The organism is Marinobacter sp. CP1 (assembly GCF_001266795.1).
Classification (GTDB): domain Bacteria; phylum Pseudomonadota; class Gammaproteobacteria; order Pseudomonadales; family Oleiphilaceae; genus Marinobacter; species Marinobacter flavimaris.
On sequence record NZ_CP011929.1, the window covers coordinates 1,686,128 to 1,701,202 of the forward strand.

17 protein-coding genes are annotated in these 15,075 nt (G+C 58.3%); 3 read left to right on the plus strand and 14 right to left on the minus strand.

The window, feature by feature from the left end; all coding sequences use genetic code 11:
* Window positions 1-3 precede the first annotated feature (3 nt).
* From tssG to tssB, 5 genes are all read right to left on the minus strand, one after another.
* Window positions 4-1,020, minus strand: a complete 1,017-nt coding sequence (gene tssG, locus ACP86_RS07910) for a type VI secretion system baseplate subunit TssG (RefSeq protein WP_008175716.1) — start codon at window positions 1,018-1,020, stop codon at window positions 4-6.
* The gene (gene tssF / locus ACP86_RS07915; RefSeq protein WP_008175714.1) at window positions 984-2,756 is read right to left on the minus strand and encodes a type VI secretion system baseplate subunit TssF; all 1,773 of its coding nucleotides are present in this window, start codon (window positions 2,754-2,756) and stop codon (window positions 984-986) included. The genes tssG and tssF overlap by 37 nt, the downstream gene beginning before the upstream one ends.
* Before the next feature lie 145 nt (window positions 2,757-2,901).
* Window positions 2,902-3,342 carry a type VI secretion system baseplate subunit TssE gene (tssE, locus tag ACP86_RS07920; RefSeq protein ID WP_008175712.1) on the minus strand — a complete coding sequence of 147 codons (441 nt, stop codon included), beginning with the start codon at window positions 3,340-3,342 and terminating at the stop codon, window positions 2,902-2,904.
* Between the two features lie 3 nt (window positions 3,343-3,345).
* The gene (tssC, locus tag ACP86_RS07925) at window positions 3,346-4,827 is read right to left on the minus strand and encodes a type VI secretion system contractile sheath large subunit (RefSeq protein WP_008175710.1); all 1,482 of its coding nucleotides are present in this window, start codon (window positions 4,825-4,827) and stop codon (window positions 3,346-3,348) included.
* Window positions 4,828-4,883: 56 nt separating this feature from the next.
* Window positions 4,884-5,381 carry a type VI secretion system contractile sheath small subunit gene (gene tssB / locus ACP86_RS07930; protein WP_008175709.1) on the minus strand — a complete coding sequence of 166 codons (498 nt, stop codon included), beginning with the start codon at window positions 5,379-5,381 and terminating at the stop codon, window positions 4,884-4,886.
* A 277-nt stretch (window positions 5,382-5,658) separates the two neighbouring features.
* Between tssB and ACP86_RS07935 the strand changes: the two genes are divergently transcribed.
* Both ACP86_RS07935 and ACP86_RS07940 read left to right on the plus strand, forming a co-directional pair.
* The gene (locus ACP86_RS07935; protein WP_053113256.1) at window positions 5,659-5,919 is read left to right on the plus strand and encodes an acyl-CoA-binding protein; all 261 of its coding nucleotides are present in this window, start codon (window positions 5,659-5,661) and stop codon (window positions 5,917-5,919) included.
* Window positions 5,920-6,052: 133 nt separating this feature from the next.
* Window positions 6,053-6,370: a site-specific integrase gene (locus tag ACP86_RS07940; RefSeq protein ID WP_053113257.1), complete on the plus strand. Its 318-nt coding sequence runs from the start codon at window positions 6,053-6,055 to the stop codon at window positions 6,368-6,370.
* A gap of 9 nt (window positions 6,371-6,379) precedes the next feature.
* Here the strand turns inward: ACP86_RS07940 and ACP86_RS07945 are convergent, their stop codons facing one another.
* Both ACP86_RS07945 and greB read right to left on the minus strand, forming a co-directional pair.
* Window positions 6,380-6,841 (minus strand): hypothetical protein, encoded by a 462-nt coding sequence (locus ACP86_RS07945; RefSeq protein WP_053113258.1) that lies wholly within the window; start codon window positions 6,839-6,841, stop codon window positions 6,380-6,382.
* Window positions 6,842-6,951: 110 nt separating this feature from the next.
* The gene (gene greB, locus ACP86_RS07950; protein ID WP_053113259.1) at window positions 6,952-7,467 is read right to left on the minus strand and encodes a transcription elongation factor GreB; all 516 of its coding nucleotides are present in this window, start codon (window positions 7,465-7,467) and stop codon (window positions 6,952-6,954) included.
* Between the two features lie 303 nt (window positions 7,468-7,770).
* Here greB and ACP86_RS07955 point away from each other — a divergent pair, with 303 nt between their 5' ends.
* Complete coding sequence (locus tag ACP86_RS07955) at window positions 7,771-8,052, plus strand: hypothetical protein (protein WP_008175698.1); 282 nt, start codon at window positions 7,771-7,773, stop codon at window positions 8,050-8,052.
* Here ACP86_RS07955 and ACP86_RS07960 read toward each other — a convergent pair.
* The 7 genes from ACP86_RS07960 to ftsE all read right to left on the minus strand — a co-directional run bounded on the left by ACP86_RS07960 (window position 8,046) and on the right by ftsE (window position 15,066).
* Window positions 8,046-9,536, minus strand: coding sequence for a sensor histidine kinase (locus ACP86_RS07960; RefSeq protein ID WP_053113260.1), 1,491 nt, complete (start codon window positions 9,534-9,536; stop codon window positions 8,046-8,048). The two genes, ACP86_RS07955 and ACP86_RS07960, sit on opposite strands and share 7 nt — an antisense overlap.
* Window positions 9,523-10,203: a response regulator transcription factor gene (locus ACP86_RS07965; RefSeq protein WP_008175694.1), complete on the minus strand. Its 681-nt coding sequence runs from the start codon at window positions 10,201-10,203 to the stop codon at window positions 9,523-9,525. Before ACP86_RS07965 ends, ACP86_RS07960 begins: the two co-directional genes overlap by 14 nt.
* Window positions 10,204-10,306: 103 nt before the next feature.
* Window positions 10,307-11,086 carry a hydroxypyruvate isomerase gene (gene hyi / locus ACP86_RS07970; protein ID WP_008175692.1) on the minus strand — a complete coding sequence of 260 codons (780 nt, stop codon included), beginning with the start codon at window positions 11,084-11,086 and terminating at the stop codon, window positions 10,307-10,309.
* A gap of 7 nt (window positions 11,087-11,093) precedes the next feature.
* Window positions 11,094-12,005, minus strand: a complete 912-nt coding sequence (locus ACP86_RS07975) for an NAD(P)-dependent oxidoreductase (RefSeq protein ID WP_053113261.1) — start codon at window positions 12,003-12,005, stop codon at window positions 11,094-11,096.
* A gap of 319 nt (window positions 12,006-12,324) precedes the next feature.
* Window positions 12,325-13,185, minus strand: coding sequence for an RNA polymerase sigma factor RpoH (gene rpoH, locus ACP86_RS07980; RefSeq protein ID WP_008175688.1), 861 nt, complete (start codon window positions 13,183-13,185; stop codon window positions 12,325-12,327).
* 191 nt (window positions 13,186-13,376) lie between these two features.
* Window positions 13,377-14,384 carry a permease-like cell division protein FtsX gene (gene ftsX / locus ACP86_RS07985; RefSeq protein ID WP_008175686.1) on the minus strand — a complete coding sequence of 336 codons (1,008 nt, stop codon included), beginning with the start codon at window positions 14,382-14,384 and terminating at the stop codon, window positions 13,377-13,379.
* Window positions 14,374-15,066, minus strand: a complete 693-nt coding sequence (gene ftsE, locus ACP86_RS07990; protein ID WP_008175683.1) for a cell division ATP-binding protein FtsE — start codon at window positions 15,064-15,066, stop codon at window positions 14,374-14,376. Before ftsE ends, ftsX begins: the two co-directional genes overlap by 11 nt.
* Window positions 15,067-15,075 lie beyond the last annotated feature (9 nt).

The window sequence follows — 15,075 nt, forward strand, 5'->3', positions numbered from 1 at the left end:
GATTCACCGGCGAATCTGGATCCGGACCGCCGGTCGGCGCCTGGCCTTTTCCGGGGTCACGAAGGAATTCCAGCCCAGCCGCACATCTTCTCCCAGCTCCATGGGACGGATGTCTTTCGGACGCATTTGAAGCTCCAGGTCGTACGCCAGCTGCTCCCGTGTGGTGAACTCAACGAGCTTGACCAGGCGTTGGTGGTCCTGGCCATTAGGCAGGAAATCCGCAAAGCGCTGTCGGCTGAGATTTCGCAACCGGAGCACGAATTTACCACTGCGATCCCGAATGGCCGATCCCACCAGTGTGTCGCTGCCCAGACAGGCGTTAGCCTGGCCTAGTCGGGTCTGCTGATCATCGGCGATGGCCACCTTGCGCAGGACCCACTGTTCAATACTGACATCATCCAGATCGAAGCAATGGGCAACGATGCCGCTCACCACCTCAGGCGACCGGCTACGACCGGCCATCAGGCCGGAATAGGCCAGCATCTTGGACCAGTTCACCGGTGTCGCCTCCCGCAACCGGCTGTCGCCCAGACCTATCAGGGCAAAGATCAGCTCTGAAAAGCCGTCCGAGGCACCGGGTTGAAACCGAACGTAGTAGCGATACTTGCGCCATGCCCGGTGGAACAGCGTGACCAGGCGATGATTGAAAAAATCAAGAAAATGCCGCCGGATGCCCAGATTCTGCCCCGCTTCCCAGGCCAGGTCTTCAAGGTAATAGCCCGGCAATGGCGACTGGGAGCCGTGCAACCCCAGAAAGCTGACTTCCATCTGATACGGGGCATGCTCGTGCTCCGGCGACAGCGCCGAAACCACATCGCTGCCGGGAAACCCCAACCCTGCGGAAGCAGAAAACCGGATCCGTTCCTGGCGGGGTTGGTCGTCGCTGTTTCGCTCCAGATCATCCCCGTGATGCCGGTGAATCAGGTCCACCAGCTGGAAAAAACTGTATCGCCGCGCATTGCCCAGAACGGGTTGCAGCTCGGCTACATCAGCGGCTGCTGACCTTGCTGTAACGTCCATGTGTACCGTTCCTGATTATCGGTGTTCACCACTTCCAGTTGGTGAAATGCGTTGATACTGGCGTAAAGAGCAAAGAACTGGCTGAGAACCGTGCCGAACAGGTAAAGATCACCTTCCGATGCAAAGGCCTGCTGGTCCAGTTTCAGTACCGAGCGGATCCCGCGCACCGGCAGGCCCTTGACCATCCGGTCAACCGGGGATGTCTCGATACCGGTAATACCGGCCAGACGCTTCTGGGACACCCGCTCCGCCTGACGGTCCACCAGGGCCCGGAAATCATAGACCCGCAGCACCGTGCGCAGGGCATCCACGTCCAGCATGGACAGGTAATTGAGTGACAGATTCGAGATCAGCGTCCACAACAGGCTGCCATCCAGGGTTGGCCGCAGGGTCGCGGTGGGCCGGGTAATGTTGCTGAAGGTGGCAAACGCCGGCGTGCTCTCGGTCGCCATGCAGATTTCGCCTACCGCCAGCTGGCTGGGCAAGTGGCGGTTGGTGCAGGTGAGGGTCAGGGAAACCGCTTCCTGCCGACTCAGGCACTCCGACTCGTCGCCCCGGACAAACGACATATAATGATCAAAGCCGTCCCCGCGCACGCTGTCCCGGGCCCGGACTCGATAGTACAGGGCGGTCCGTCCTCGATCCCGTTCCACCTCATGCTGGAAACTCTCAAAGGGCATGTAGATGCGGGGCTCACCGCGCCCGGACCGTCCCTCCAGCCAGCCTTCCACCTGCTCAATGCTGAACACCTCGTAGTGATCCGGCGAGCGGCTGGAAGGCGAAATCCGGTATTCGGTCTGGCGGCCGTTCAGGTCCACCGGCTCACCTTCGTGGGTAAACAGGTTCACCGCCGGGGCACAATAGAGCTGGAAATTGTCCTCCCGCACTTTTGCATCCGGTGGCAATATCCGACTGAAATGGAAACGCAGGCTTATTTCGTCGGCCTGCAGCGCTGGCAGCCGACGCCCGAGTCCGAGAATATCCACAAAACGGAAGGCCTCCGGGAAACTGAGATACTCCTGCAGAATGCGGTAACCGGGGTAGGCGTTCTTGGGATACGGCAACAGGGCCTCTTCGTTGCCAAAACCGACCGGCCGCAAAAGCGAGGCAGGCAGTCGGTAAACAGCGTCACCCACCACCAGATCGATGCGTTCCAGATAGTGGTTCAACCAGAGAAAAAGGGTTTCGGCGATATGACTCTCGCCGCCCAGATAAAAGCGCAGGCTGTCCATGCCCAGTGACGACAGGGGCTGATCGGTGTGCAGTGCCAGGTCCACGGTCACTGAGGACACTTCCCGTGAGTGCTCTGCATGGGCCGCGGCAACGCTCACAGGAAATACATCCACCGCCCGGCATGTGCGGAACCGACACTGGGTCTGGCGATTCGCATCGCCCAGGGGACGGCTCTTGATCTCGGTATGACGCTCTACCCTCTGGCGTTCACTGATTGCATGCAACTGCGGATCAAAGCGCATGATCGTGCAACTGGGTACCGGCCGCAGATAATTCGGCCACAACATGTTCAGCAGCGAGTGGGTAATCTCCGGGAACTCGTCCTCGACCTTTTCCCGGAGCTTTCCGGTCAGGAAAGCAAAACCTTCCAGCAGCCGTTCAACATCTGGATCGGTGCTCTGCTCGGACAGAAACCGTGTCAACTGCGGATGGGCATCCGCGAATTCCCGGCCCTGAAGCCTGAGAAAACTCAACTCGTCCCTGTAGAACCGATTTAACTTCATACAACTACCGCATCCTTGGGAGTATGAGACGGTCGGTACACTTTTCTTCCGGGAAAAAACAACTCGCTGCGCTCAGACATTTTTTCCCTGCAGAAAAGCATCCCCACCGTCTCTCGCTATCCTTGGTGTTTGCTTATCCGTTTCGTTACACCACCTGGTAGTAACGTTTGTCATCCAATACTAAATCTATGGTCGTTTTGTCGTCATTTGCGCCGACATTCAGGTACACGGTCACCTGAAACCGCAACTGCAGCGGATCGGGTCCCTGGGGCAGATTAACCACATCCACCCGCTTCACCCTGGGTTCGAACTTCTCGATGCACTGCCGGATCGCGCCACGGATCTGGACGCTCAGATCGTGGGTGCCGAGCGTGGCGTCGTTGAAGTCCAGCAGGCCCAGATCCGGCACGCTGGCGCTGTTGCCCGGGTGGGCGTTCAGCAGCCGAACCAGATGGCGCTTGATGGATTCAACAACGTGGGTGACTTCTCCCATACTCTGGCCGGCCGGTTCGGCAGCCTGCTCCAGTCTCTCGAACAGGCTGCCGCTGCCGGCCTGCGATCCGTCGCTGGCCGGGTGCTGGAACACGGATTAATCCTTGTCCAGCCGGCCAACCAGTGACAGTTCGAAGTTGGCACCCATGTACTTGAAGTGGGGCCGAACCGCCAGGGACACCTGGTACCAGCCCGGATCGCCTTCCACGTCAGAAACGGTGACCTGTGCCGCGCGCAGGGGGCGACGGCTGCGGACTTCGGCGGGGGGGTTTTCCTGGTCGGCCACGTACTGGCGAATCCAGGTGTTCAGCTCCCGCTCCAGGTCCTGGCGCTCTTTCCATGAGCCGATCTGTTCCCGCTGCAGGACCTTGATGTAGTGGGCCAGGCGGTTAACGATCATCATGTAAGGCAGCTGGGTACCCAGCTTGTAGTTGGTTTCCGCTTCCTTGCCTTCCTTGGTGTTGGGGAACTGCTTGGGTTTCTGCACCGAGTTGGCGGAGAAGAAGGCCGCGTTATCGCTGCCCTTGCGCATGGTCAGGGCAATGAAGCCTTCGTCGGCCATTTCGTATTCGCGACGATCGGTAATCAGCACTTCGGTCGGGATCTTGGCTTCCAGTTGACCGAAGGATTCGAACAGGTGCACCGGCAGGTCCTCGACTGCGCCACCGCTTTGGGGACCGATGATGTTCGGGCACCAGCGGTACTTGGCGAAGCTTTCGGTAAGGCGGGTGGCCAGCAGATAGGCCGTGTTGCCCCAAAGGTAATGCTCGTGGTCCGCCGATACGTCTTCCTTGTAGTTGAAGCTGCGCACCGGGTTTTCGGTAGGATCGTAAGGCACCCTCAGCAAGAAGCGGGGTGAAGTGAGGCCCAGATAACGGGCGTCTTCGGATTCACGCAGGGAGCGCCATTTGGCGTATTTCGGGCCTTCGAAAACGGCCTTCAGTTCCTTGATGGCGGGTAGTTCCTGGTAGCTGTCAACGCCAAAGAACGAAGGTGCCACTGAGGACAGAAACGGAGCATGGGCCATCGCTCCGACAGACGACACATACTGCAGCAACTTCATGTCGGGTGTGGACGGGGTAAAGGCGTAGTTGCCAACAACCGCGCCGACCGGTTCGCCACCGAACTGGCCATATTCCGTGGAATAGATGTGCTTGTAGAAGCCGGTCTGGGTAACGTCCGGCGCAAATTCGAAGTCTTCCAGCAGCTCGGTCTTGGTGGCGTGGAGGATATCCACCTTGATGTTCTCGCGGAAGTCGGTGCGGTCCACCATCAGCTTCAGGCCGCGCCAGGAAGACTCCAGCTCCTGCAGCTTGGGCGCGTGCAGGATTTCATCCATCTGGGCGCTGATCTTTCGATCCAGCTCAACCACCATCTGGTCCACCAGGGCCTTATTGACCGGCTGGCCTTTTTCATCGCTTTTCAGCAGGTTGGCGATAAATGTTGCCACGCCCTTACGGGCGACATCGTATCCCTCATCCGCCGGTGCCATACGGCTGTTGGCCATGACCTGGTCGAGGAGAGAGCCTTCAGTGACGGATTCGGAGGCAGCAGATTGCTGCACAGCAGTATCAGACATACCACATCCTTTTAGTACGTTTTGAATTCAGTCGGAAATTATGAGCGGGTATTCCCTTACTCGTTGCTGTCTGTGGCCAGTTCCAGTTCGGCCAGCAGCTTGTCCCGGGCGTCGTCGTTGTCCAGCAGTTCCTGGAGCTTGGAGCGGAACGACGGCACGTTACCCAGAGGGCCTTTCAGGGCCACCAGGGCTTCCCGCAGTTCAATCAGCTTGTTCAGCTCCGGAACCTGACGGGCAACGCTGTCGGGGGAGAAATCATCAAGGGTCTGGAATTCCAGGTTTACCGGCAGTTCGTCGGCTTCCTCATCCAGCTTGTTGGTCACGGTGGTGGAAAGGGTCAGGCCGGCTTCCTTCATGACCGAACGGAAGTTGTTCTTGTCGACGGAAATGGCCTTGCGATCTTCGATGGGGGTTTCTTCGGCGTGTCCCTTGAAATCACCAACCACGAACATCTTCAGCGGCAACTCGGTTTCTGCCTGCTGATCTCCGGTGGCGGGGACGTACTTGATATTAATGCGCTCTTTAGGCGCGACGGAACCGTCTTTTGAAGACATGCGCTTGCTCCCTGTGCAAATCATTTGCAGTTGTTCAATCCCTTGTACGCGCCCTCCTGGCACGCAACGAGCAAAACTCTACACAGATCATTTGCCTTTCTCAAGCAAAAACTGGCCAGCATTTTTCCGGAATGTGCGCCCGGGCAAGCTTTTGCCAGAATGCCCGGGATTTCCTTTCCGCCGGAGCTCTACGAAGATTCAGTCAATGACGGAGCCGATGGCTGTGGCTATACTCGCCCAACAAACAGGACCAAAGTAAAACCATACGGAGATCAACATGAGTGACCTGAAAACCCGCTTCGACGAAGCCGTCAACTACATCCAGACTGCCGAGGGCGATTTCAAACCCTCCAACGAGATGAAACTGGAATTCTATGCCCTCTACAAACAGGCCACCGAGGGCGATGTGTCCGGCAAGCGTCCGGGCATGATGGATTTTGTCGGCCGCGCCAAGTTTGATGCCTGGGAGAAGCTGAAAGGCATGTCCAGCGATGAGGCCATGCAGAAGTACATCGACAAACTCGAAGCCGTGAAGTAATCGTGTTTCCAGCCCAGACTCTGGTCATAAAATGACCAGAGTCAATCTTCCTGAATTTTGCTTTGCGCTCGTAAATTGCCTGTCATAAGATGCGCGCAAAATAACAATACAAATTCATCAGGAAGAGTAATTTATGGACATCACCGAGGCGCTGGAACAATCCCAGCCAGGCCTTGTGGGCCGGGTCAAGGACGCAATCCACAAGCACAAGCTCAATCACCGCTCAGAGCAAACCTACCTCCACTGGATCACCCGATTCGTGCTGTTTAGCGATCTGAAAGATCCGGATGCGCTTGCCAACGAAGACCGCCAGCGGTTTCTGGAGTACCTCACCAATGGTATGCGAGTATCCCGGGCGCGGTTTAATCAGGCCAGCCAGGCCCTGACATTTTTCTATGAGGATGTACTGGGTAAGACGTCCGCCGGGGACAACGGCTGCGCCGCAGCCTGATAATCTGCCTCAGCGCTCGTTCATATTGATGTTCAGAGCGTCGTAGGTGCGGTTCTCGGGTGGACGGATCACGTAGTTGTTGCTGTGGGTCTGCCCGGGAATGGATTTGGGATTGCTGAACCGGAACTCCACCGGAATCTGGGAACGGCCAAGGTCGGTACGGCTGTCACCGGGGCGAAGGCCCAGCGGATCCAGGTAAAAATCGTCCTCAACCCGGGGCTTCAGCGGCACACCCGCAGCCGGGGCCGTCAAACCACCTTCGATCACCGTGTTGGCCAGGGTCTCCTCTTCCATGGAACTCAGGGGGATGGTGTCGATGGTCGAGCGCTCCTCGTACTGAAACGCACTGTCCTCACCGTCGCCCTGCGCAAACGCGCCGCCCGTATAAACCGGAACCACTAGCAGCCCCGCCAACACCAGCGGTGTGCCCACCCTGCTCTGAACGCTCCTGGCGTTTCCACGCATACCCATGGCTTTTCCCCAACAGACTATCCTGTCTGCGTACAGTTTTGACAAATTTTGATCAGTCTATCGACAAATCACACAACCTGCCCGGGCACTCGCCAATTTTGTGACATTATTCACTTGTGGTCGGCCGGTGCCTGATAGCGGATACCAACCACGAACACCGACTTCCATCCTTCCGGGGTGCGAACGCTCACTTCATCGTCCAGGCGTTTGCCAATCAGGGCCCGGGCCAGGGGTGAGTTGATGCTGAGGTAGCCTTTGTTCAGATCAAACTCGTCCGCGCCGACCAGCCGATAGGTCTGCTCATCACCGTCCTCGTCTTCCACCGTCACCCAGGCGCCAAAAAACACCTTGTCCCGGTCATCCGGCAAACGGTCAACCACGGTAAGCTCTTCCAGGCGTTTGCTGAGGAAACGCACCCGCCGGTCGATTTCCCGTAACTGCTTCTTGCCGTAGATGTACTCGGCATTCTCGGACCGATCGCCAAGGGCGGCGGCTTCACGCACGGCCTGGGTGACTTTCGGGCGCTTTACCTTCCAGAGATACTGCAATTCATCACGCAAGGCCCGCTCGCCTTCCGGCGTGATGTATCGCGGGCGGGGGCCGCCATTACCGGGAACCTGGGTCATTGGTTTTGCAACGTCCTCTGCCAGATGGGAATCAGAAATGGGAAGGGCATAAAAAAACCCCGTAAAAACGGGGTAAGGCTAGCGCTGTGCTGGAGGGAGAAGCAAGCAACAAATCGTGCAGGCTTCCAAAGCTACAGTTTCCATTATGCACAGCCTGGATTACACCGGAGTGGCCGAGGAATTACCTTTTGGTCAGGGAATATGAAGACCCGCGAAGTCGGAATTAGGTTGCACACTCTAGGTCCTGAGCATAGCGTTAGCGTCATACAGATTTTTACCGCTTCCATTCACGGAGATACCAATATGAACACTCAGACCCTGCTGAACTTGGCGCTTAATGGCGTGGATGCCATAGGCTACCGGCTGGACCAGTACGGGATTACCGGCAAGATCAACCGCCACAACATTGCGGCTTTTCTGGCGGTAGAGCAGAAGCACCTGGAAGGTGAATGGGACAGCATTCAGGTACGCGTGAACCGTCGCCGCTCCCAGGTTGAAAGGATTACTCACGAAATCGAGTCGCGCAGAGATGCATTGGTTGCCCCGGTGCTGTCGAGGATCAACCGGTTTCGCGCCAGTCAGTGAGTATTTACGCCGGTTGATTGAGAGGCGGCCCGGGTTTCCCCGGCCGCTGAATCTGCCGGCTGTTCCGCCTGGGCCGCGCGAATGCGTTTGCGGGCTTCGGTAAAGGCGGGAATCTTCACAGCCACGGTCAGCCCCGGCGACGCCTCTCCGGGATGCGTATCGCTCAGGACAATCCGGCCCTGATGTATTTCCGCAACAGCGCTCACAAGGCTCAGGCCCAGACCATTACCCGGTAAAGAACGGCTCTTGCCTACCCGGTAAAACCGCTGGAAGACCTGGTCTTTCTCGGCATCGGGAATACCGATTCCACTGTCCCGGACTTCAAACACCGCATCGGCACCCTCGCGCCGAACAGATACGCCTATAACGCCATGCTCCGGCGTATATTTGATAGCGTTATCAATCAGGTTGCTGACCATCTGGAACAGAAGGTCGCGGTCGCCCTCGATCATCACTCCGCTTTCCAGGCCCTGCTCGAACGACTGGTCCTTATCCTCAGCCAAGGCCTCATAGAGCTCACAGGCATCGGTGACCAACTCATCCAGCGGCACAGGTTTCATGTCGGCGGTATTACCACGGGTTTCCAGGCGGGCGATGCGCAACAATGCGTTGAAGGTGGCCAGCAGCTGATCGGCCTCCGCCACGGCGCGGCCGGCCTGCTCCCTCGCCTCGTCGTTATCCACCGACATCAGCGTGTTTTCAAGCTGGTTGCGGAGTCGGGTCAGGGGCGTGCGCAAATCGTGGGCAATACTGTCGGAAACGTGCCGGATGCCCTCCATCAGATACACAATCCGGTCCAGCATCTGATTGAGGTTTTCCGCCAGCTGGTCGAAATCATCGTCGGTGCCACGGGTTGGTATCCGCAGGGAAAGGTGGCCGTTCATGATCCGACGTGATGTGTTGTTGATAACCTCGATACGCCGGGTCGTACTGCGGCTCATCAGGAAGCCACCAAGCAGCGCAAGGGCAAGGGTGATCCCCATACCCCAGTTGATGGCGGTTTCAATTACCCGCTTGAGGTTAGTGAGTTCGTCGACATCCCGCCCGACCAGCAGGCGCAAGCCACCCTGAACCTCAAAGATCCGGGCACGGGCGAGGCGTTCGGGCCCGGTCCAGCCGACGGATTCGTTCAGGGTGAAGTTGATCCAGCCGCTCTCTGAACGGCTGCCTTCCGGCCAGGTCTCTATGTTGCCGGCCAGCTTCAGAAAGTCGTCGGTGGTCAGCAGATAGATGGATTTGGCGTTGGGGTCGCGGGCAACACGTTCACGGATGATGGTGATGAGGCCATTTACGCCACGGCCACGATACTGCTCCGCCAGACCGGCGATTTCCGCTTCAATGGTTTCGTCGGTCTGGGCGGTCATGAAGCCCGCCGTACGCCAGTAGATAAAGGCCAGTAACAGAAATACCGAGGTGGCGAACACCACCATGTACAGCAGGGCTAGCTGGAAGGACGAGGTCCTGAGCTGGCTAAGCAGTTTCACGTAACATGTACCCTGCACCCCGGATGGTCTGCAGTAAGGGTGTATCGAATTCCTTATCGATCTTGGCTCGCAGCCGGCTGATGTGTACGTCGATAACGTTGGTCTGGGGATCGAAATGGTAATCCCAGACTTTCTCCAGCAACATGGTCCGGGTGACCACCTGGCCGGCATTACGCATCAGGTACTCCAGCAGACGGAACTCCCGCGGCTGGACATCAATATTCTGGCCGGCCCGCTTTACCGTGCGTGCAAGCAGATCCATTTCGAGATCGGCGACCCGCAGTACGGTCTCGGTTTCCGCCGACTGCCGATTTCTGCGCACCAGGGATTCGATACGGGCCAACAATTCGGTGAATGAAAACGGCTTGGTGAGGTAGTCATCGCCGCCGCCACGCAAACCTTCCACGCGGTCGTCCACATCACCCAGGGCGCTGAGAATCAGAACCGGCACCTGGTTTCCGGTCGCACGCACGGTTTTGATAATGGACAGACCGTCCATTCCCGGCAGCATGCGATCTACAATCATGATGTCGTAATCCTCGCTGGCCGCCATCATCATGCCTTCCTTGCCATCGGCTGCATGGTCGACCACGAAGTCGGATTCCTTCAGCCCTTTGACAAGATAATTTGCAACGTCCTGATCGTCTTCGATTACCAGCGCTTTCACCGGCTCTCCTCCCGATAGCGGATTACAGTAACGACAAGGGTACGAAGAAGTTGGCAACCCGGCCAGTTACGATCTTGTAAGAGGGTGTCGCCAATGGCGACGGTCAGGCTTTCCCCGGAAACCAGCCTAGACTGTCACCGGTTGCCCCGGTAGGCCGGTATTCCGCGCTTACCCAGCCGTCATATCCCATGGCATCGATGGCCGCAAAAACATTCGAAAAGTTAATCTCCCCCGTGCCGGGTTCATGTCGCCCCGGGTTGTCCGCAAACTGAATGTGGCCGATCCAGGGCAAAAGACACTCCATGGAGCGCACCAGATCCCCTTCCATGATTTGCATATGGTAAAGGTCGTACTGCAGGCGCACGTTGTCCGCGTCGATTTCCTCGATCAGTGCGAGCACCTTGCCGGAGGTATCCAGTACGAAGCCTGGCATATCCACGCGCGAGTTAATGGCTTCCAGGCACAGGGTGATACCCTCGTCAGCCAGCCTGCCCGCTGCCCAGGCGACATTACTCACCAACGTCTGCCAGGCAATGTCATCGGAAACGTTCGCCGGCTTCAGCCCCGCAAGGCAGTTCAGCTGCCGGCAGCCAAGGGCTTTGGCATAGTCGATCGCCTGATCCACGCCGGCCTGGAACTCCTCAACCCGGTCCGGCAGGCAGGCGATGCCCCGTTCACCGGCGTCCCAGTTACCGGGCGGCAGATTGAACAGCACCTGAGTCAGCTGATTATCGCTCAGCATCTGGCCGAGTCGCTCTTTGGGGTAGGCATAGGGGAACAGGTATTCCACGCCCTCAAAACCCGCGGCCCGGGCCATGGCAAAGCGCTCGGGAAAGTCCACTTCCGTGAACAGCATGGACAGATTGGCAGCAAAACGGGGCATGGCGTGTTTACTCCTTCGGTCCGCGGCCAAGGGAGCCAAGCAGGGCACCGTTCAGATGCTCCAGCTCCAGCAACAGGCCACTGTGGTCGACATCACTGTGGCCATTGGCCACCAGCGACAGGTATTCATTGTGCGTCTGTTGAGCCAGGGGCAGGGTCAACCCTTCCGCACGGGCCTCATCCAGAATCATCCGCATGTCCTTTAGCTGGATCCGAGCCGGCGCGCCGGGTGCAAATTCCCGGTCGATCATCCGCTGGCCATGGAGCTCCAGAATCCGGCTACCGGCAAACCCGCCCAGCAACGCTTCCCGCACAGCGGCAGGATCGGCACCGCCTTTCGCCGCCAGCAAAAGCGCCTCGGACACAGCACCAATGGTGATACCAACAATAGCCTGATTGGCCAGCTTCGCCAGTTGCCCCGCGCCAACAGGACCAATCCGCGTGCACTTGCCGAGCGCCTCGAACACCGGCCGGGCGCGATCCACATCCGCTTCCGAGCCACCCGCCATGATACTCAGGCGGGCTTCAGCCGCGCCCACAGTCCCCCCGGACACCGGCGCATCCACATACCCAGCGCCCTGCTCTGCAACCAACTCGCCATGCCGCCGGGCCACGGAAGGTTGAATTGAACTCATATCAATCACCAGCGCGCCCGGCTTCAGGGCATCAATCGCGCCCTGGGCGACCAGCACCTGCTCCACCACATCGCTGTTCTCCAGCATGGTGATCACCACATCGGCATTGGCAACCGCTTCCGCCGGGGATTCGGCGATCACCGCCTCAGAGGCAAACGGCTCGCACTTGCTGGACGTGCGGTTCCACAGAGTCATTGGAAAACCCGCGTTCAGGAGGTTACGGGTCATGGGCGCGCCCATCAGGCCGATGCCAAGGAATGCGATATGAAGGTGTTTATGAGTCATTTTTCAGGCCTTGTACGAAGGTTGGAGAAGGGATTGGGTGGGCCTTTCCAGAACCGTGCGGAGCCATGGGTGAAGCGCGAAAGCGCTTCACGGGCTGGCCATGGATGGCCTGCCCCGGACCCTCAGTGCGACGCAGGAGCAATAAGCACTGAGGGCCGGAGCCGAGCGTACATGGATGTATTCACAGCGTGTTTTGGAAAGGCCCACCCAATCGCTTCTGCACCCAGGTCAAGTTTCCGATTATACAAACAAAAACGCCACCAACCGGAACCGGTGGTGGCGTTTTTACGACTCAAGTATTCAGTGGCTAGCCAATAACTCAGGCCACCTCTGACATCTGCATGCGAATCTTCTTCATCGCATTTTTCTCCAGCTGCCGGATACGCTCGGCCGAGACGCCGTACCTGTCGGCCAGCTCGTGCAGGGTCGACTTGCTTTCAGACAACCAGCGCTCCCGGAGAATATCCTGGCTGCGCTCATCCAATTGCCCCAGAGCCTGCATCAGCCGGCCATTGGAATCGTCCGACCAATCCGCGTTCTCAAGCTGGGTCGCCGGGTTGCTGCGAGCGTCTTCCAGATAGTACGCAGGCGCCTGATAGGCGTTGTCGTCATCGTCGTCCTGAGGACCGTCAAAGGCGGTATCCTGAGACGCCAGCCGGCCTTCCATTTCGCGGACGACCCTGGGCTCGACACCCAGATCCTCGGCAACAGCGTTCAGCTCATCATGGCTGAGCCACGCAAGCTTCTTCTTCTGGCTGCGAAGGTTAAAGAACAGCTTACGCTGGGCCTTGGTGGTGGCCACTTTAACAATCCGCCAGTTACGCAGGATAAACTCGTGAATCTCTGCCTTGATCCAGTGCACCGCAAAAGACACCAGCCGCACACCGTACTCAGGATTGAAGCGCTTGACCGCCTTCATCAGGCCAACGTTGCCTTCCTGGATCAAATCCGCCTGAGCGAGGCCATAGCCGGAATAGCTCCGGGCAATGTGAATCACGAAGCGCAGGTGGGACATAACCAGCTGACGGGCGGCTTCCACATCGCCCTCGTAATGGAGCCGTTCAGCCAGCTCCCGCTCTTCGTCAACTGTGAGCACCGGGATGCGGCTCGCAGCCTGAATATAAGACTCGAGATTCTGACCCGGAACCAGTCTGTCAACCAGTTGTAAACTCGTACCCATGCTCTAACCTCCGAACCCAACGGCCCTAAATATATCAATTATCCTTTAGACCGCCAAGAACCCTGAAAGTTCCCGAAATTCCCAGTAAAACGTTATAAAACAACTATCTGGGAAATTCACCGTGGCTTTACTATCTAACAACTTACGCCAATAGAAGCTGTCTCTTCAATACGGTTTTCCCGTTATTCGGATCATGCTCCTCCGGCAATATCACCCGGCTCCATGTCATCCAGATGACGCTTCACGGCCACCCAAGCGCCTAGCCAGCCTAGCAGCATCGAAACAATTATCAACGCCAGGGCGCCATCAATGTGCAGCCCATCCAGGGAAAAGTCGCTCCTGTACAGGCCTGCCAGCCGCTCTATGGGCCCGCTGAGCCACCAAAGTGACAATTGCAGTAATATCAGGGCAACAATCCCACCACCGAGCCCGAACCAGGCGCCGGTGTACAGAAAGGGCCTGCGAACGAAGCTGTCTGTTCCGCCCACCAGCTTCGCAACCAGAATCTCGTCCCGACGGCTCTCGATTGAAAGCCGTACGGTATTGCCGATCACCAGCACAACCGCCGCCGCAAGCAGGATCGCCAACGCCCAGACAGCACGGGCAAGAAGATCCGTCATGGCGTTCAGCCGCTGCAACCAGCCCAGGTCTACCTGAACCCGCTCTATGCCTTCCATGCCCTCGATAAACCGCACCAACCCCTCAACACCCTCAGTGGACCGGGCGCCCTCTTCCGGGGTAATCAGCAGGGTATGTGGCAGCGGATTATCCTCGAGATAGTCCAGAGCATCTTCCAGGCCCGATGAAGCGCGGAACTCCGCAAGCGCCTGGTCGCGATCCACCAGCTCAACACCTGCCACCCGGCCGTCTCCGGAAATCTCGTTACCCAGCACTCGGGCTCGTTCGAGAGGCACATCCAACTCGATATAGGCGGTCACCCGGGCGCTGCTCTCCCAGCCTGCGCTGACTCCCTGAAGACTGGTCAGCAGCAACAGCAATGCCACTGGCAGCGCCAGGGCAACCCCCATGACCGTCCACGTCATCAGACTCGCCACCGGTGTATGCAAAAGGCGGTTGGCACTGTCCCTGGCGACCTTGCGGTGATGGATGAAATAACTTTCTGCCTGCTCACGCCAGGGCGCGCGAGCCTGGTTGGCGCCGCGGGTAGGCTGTGCTTTCTTGCGGGGATCAGCGGCCATGGACACCTCCCCCGAGAACTGGCGTGCCGCCGGCCACCAGACGGCCATGATCCAGCTTCAGTGTTCGACGCCCCATCTCGTTGATCAGGGCGATGTCGTGGGTTGCGATCAACACGGTCACACCCACTTGGCTGAACTGCCCGAACAGATTCATGATGTCCGCAGACAGAGCCGGGTCCAGGTTACCCGTGGGCTCATCCGCCAGCAGCACCGGGGGTTTGTTCACCACCGCCCGGGCAATACCCACGCGCTGCTGCTCCCCGCCAGAGAGCTGCATCGGGTTCATTTTTTCCTTCTGCAGCAAACCCACCTTGTCCAGGGCCGCGCGCACGCGGCGACCCGTATCTCTGGGGGAGGCGCCCATGACTTCCAGTGGCATGGCGACGTTGTCGAACACCGTGCGATCAAACAACAGTTGGTGGTTCTGGAAGACCACGCCAATGTGACGACGAATGTAGGGAATCTGGCGTCGGGGCAAACGGTTCAGAACCTGCCCCCCAACCACCACTTCACCGGCACTGGGGCGCTCCATCACCATGATCAGCTTCAGAAGGGTACTCTTGCCGGCGCCGGAATGGCCGGTCAGGAACGCCAGCTCGCCGCGTTCCAGGCCAAAATTGACCTGTCGCAGAGCGGTGTGATCACTGTCGTAACGCTTGGTGACCTGGCGAAACTCAATCATGGGCGGCTT

Excerpts from the sequence above, each read along its gene's own strand:
- ACP86_RS07945 (WP_053113258.1), bottom strand. The coding sequence starts at position 6,841 with ATGGGTATGCGTGGAAACGCCAGGAGCGTTCAGAGCAGGGTGGGCACA.
- tssF (WP_008175714.1), bottom strand. The coding sequence starts at position 2,756 with ATGAAGTTAAATCGGTTCTACAGGGACGAGTTGAGTTTTCTCAGGCTT.
- rpoH (WP_008175688.1), bottom strand. The coding sequence starts at position 13,185 with ATGGGTACGAGTTTACAACTGGTTGACAGACTGGTTCCGGGTCAGAAT.
- tssB (WP_008175709.1), bottom strand. The coding sequence starts at position 5,381 with ATGTCTTCAAAAGACGGTTCCGTCGCGCCTAAAGAGCGCATTAATATC.
- tssG (WP_008175716.1), bottom strand. The coding sequence starts at position 1,020 with ATGGACGTTACAGCAAGGTCAGCAGCCGCTGATGTAGCCGAGCTGCAA.
- hyi (WP_008175692.1), bottom strand. The coding sequence starts at position 11,086 with ATGCCCCGTTTTGCTGCCAATCTGTCCATGCTGTTCACGGAAGTGGAC.
- ACP86_RS07940 (WP_053113257.1), top strand. The coding sequence starts at position 6,053 with ATGGACATCACCGAGGCGCTGGAACAATCCCAGCCAGGCCTTGTGGGC.
- greB (WP_053113259.1), bottom strand. The coding sequence starts at position 7,467 with ATGACCCAGGTTCCCGGTAATGGCGGCCCCCGCCCGCGATACATCACG.
- ftsE (WP_008175683.1), bottom strand. The coding sequence starts at position 15,066 with ATGATTGAGTTTCGCCAGGTCACCAAGCGTTACGACAGTGATCACACC.
- ACP86_RS07955 (WP_008175698.1), top strand. The coding sequence starts at position 7,771 with ATGAACACTCAGACCCTGCTGAACTTGGCGCTTAATGGCGTGGATGCC.
- ftsX (WP_008175686.1), bottom strand. The coding sequence starts at position 14,384 with ATGGCCGCTGATCCCCGCAAGAAAGCACAGCCTACCCGCGGCGCCAAC.
- tssC (WP_008175710.1), bottom strand. The coding sequence starts at position 4,827 with ATGTCTGATACTGCTGTGCAGCAATCTGCTGCCTCCGAATCCGTCACT.
- ACP86_RS07975 (WP_053113261.1), bottom strand. The coding sequence starts at position 12,005 with ATGACTCATAAACACCTTCATATCGCATTCCTTGGCATCGGCCTGATG.
- ACP86_RS07935 (WP_053113256.1), top strand. The coding sequence starts at position 5,659 with ATGAGTGACCTGAAAACCCGCTTCGACGAAGCCGTCAACTACATCCAG.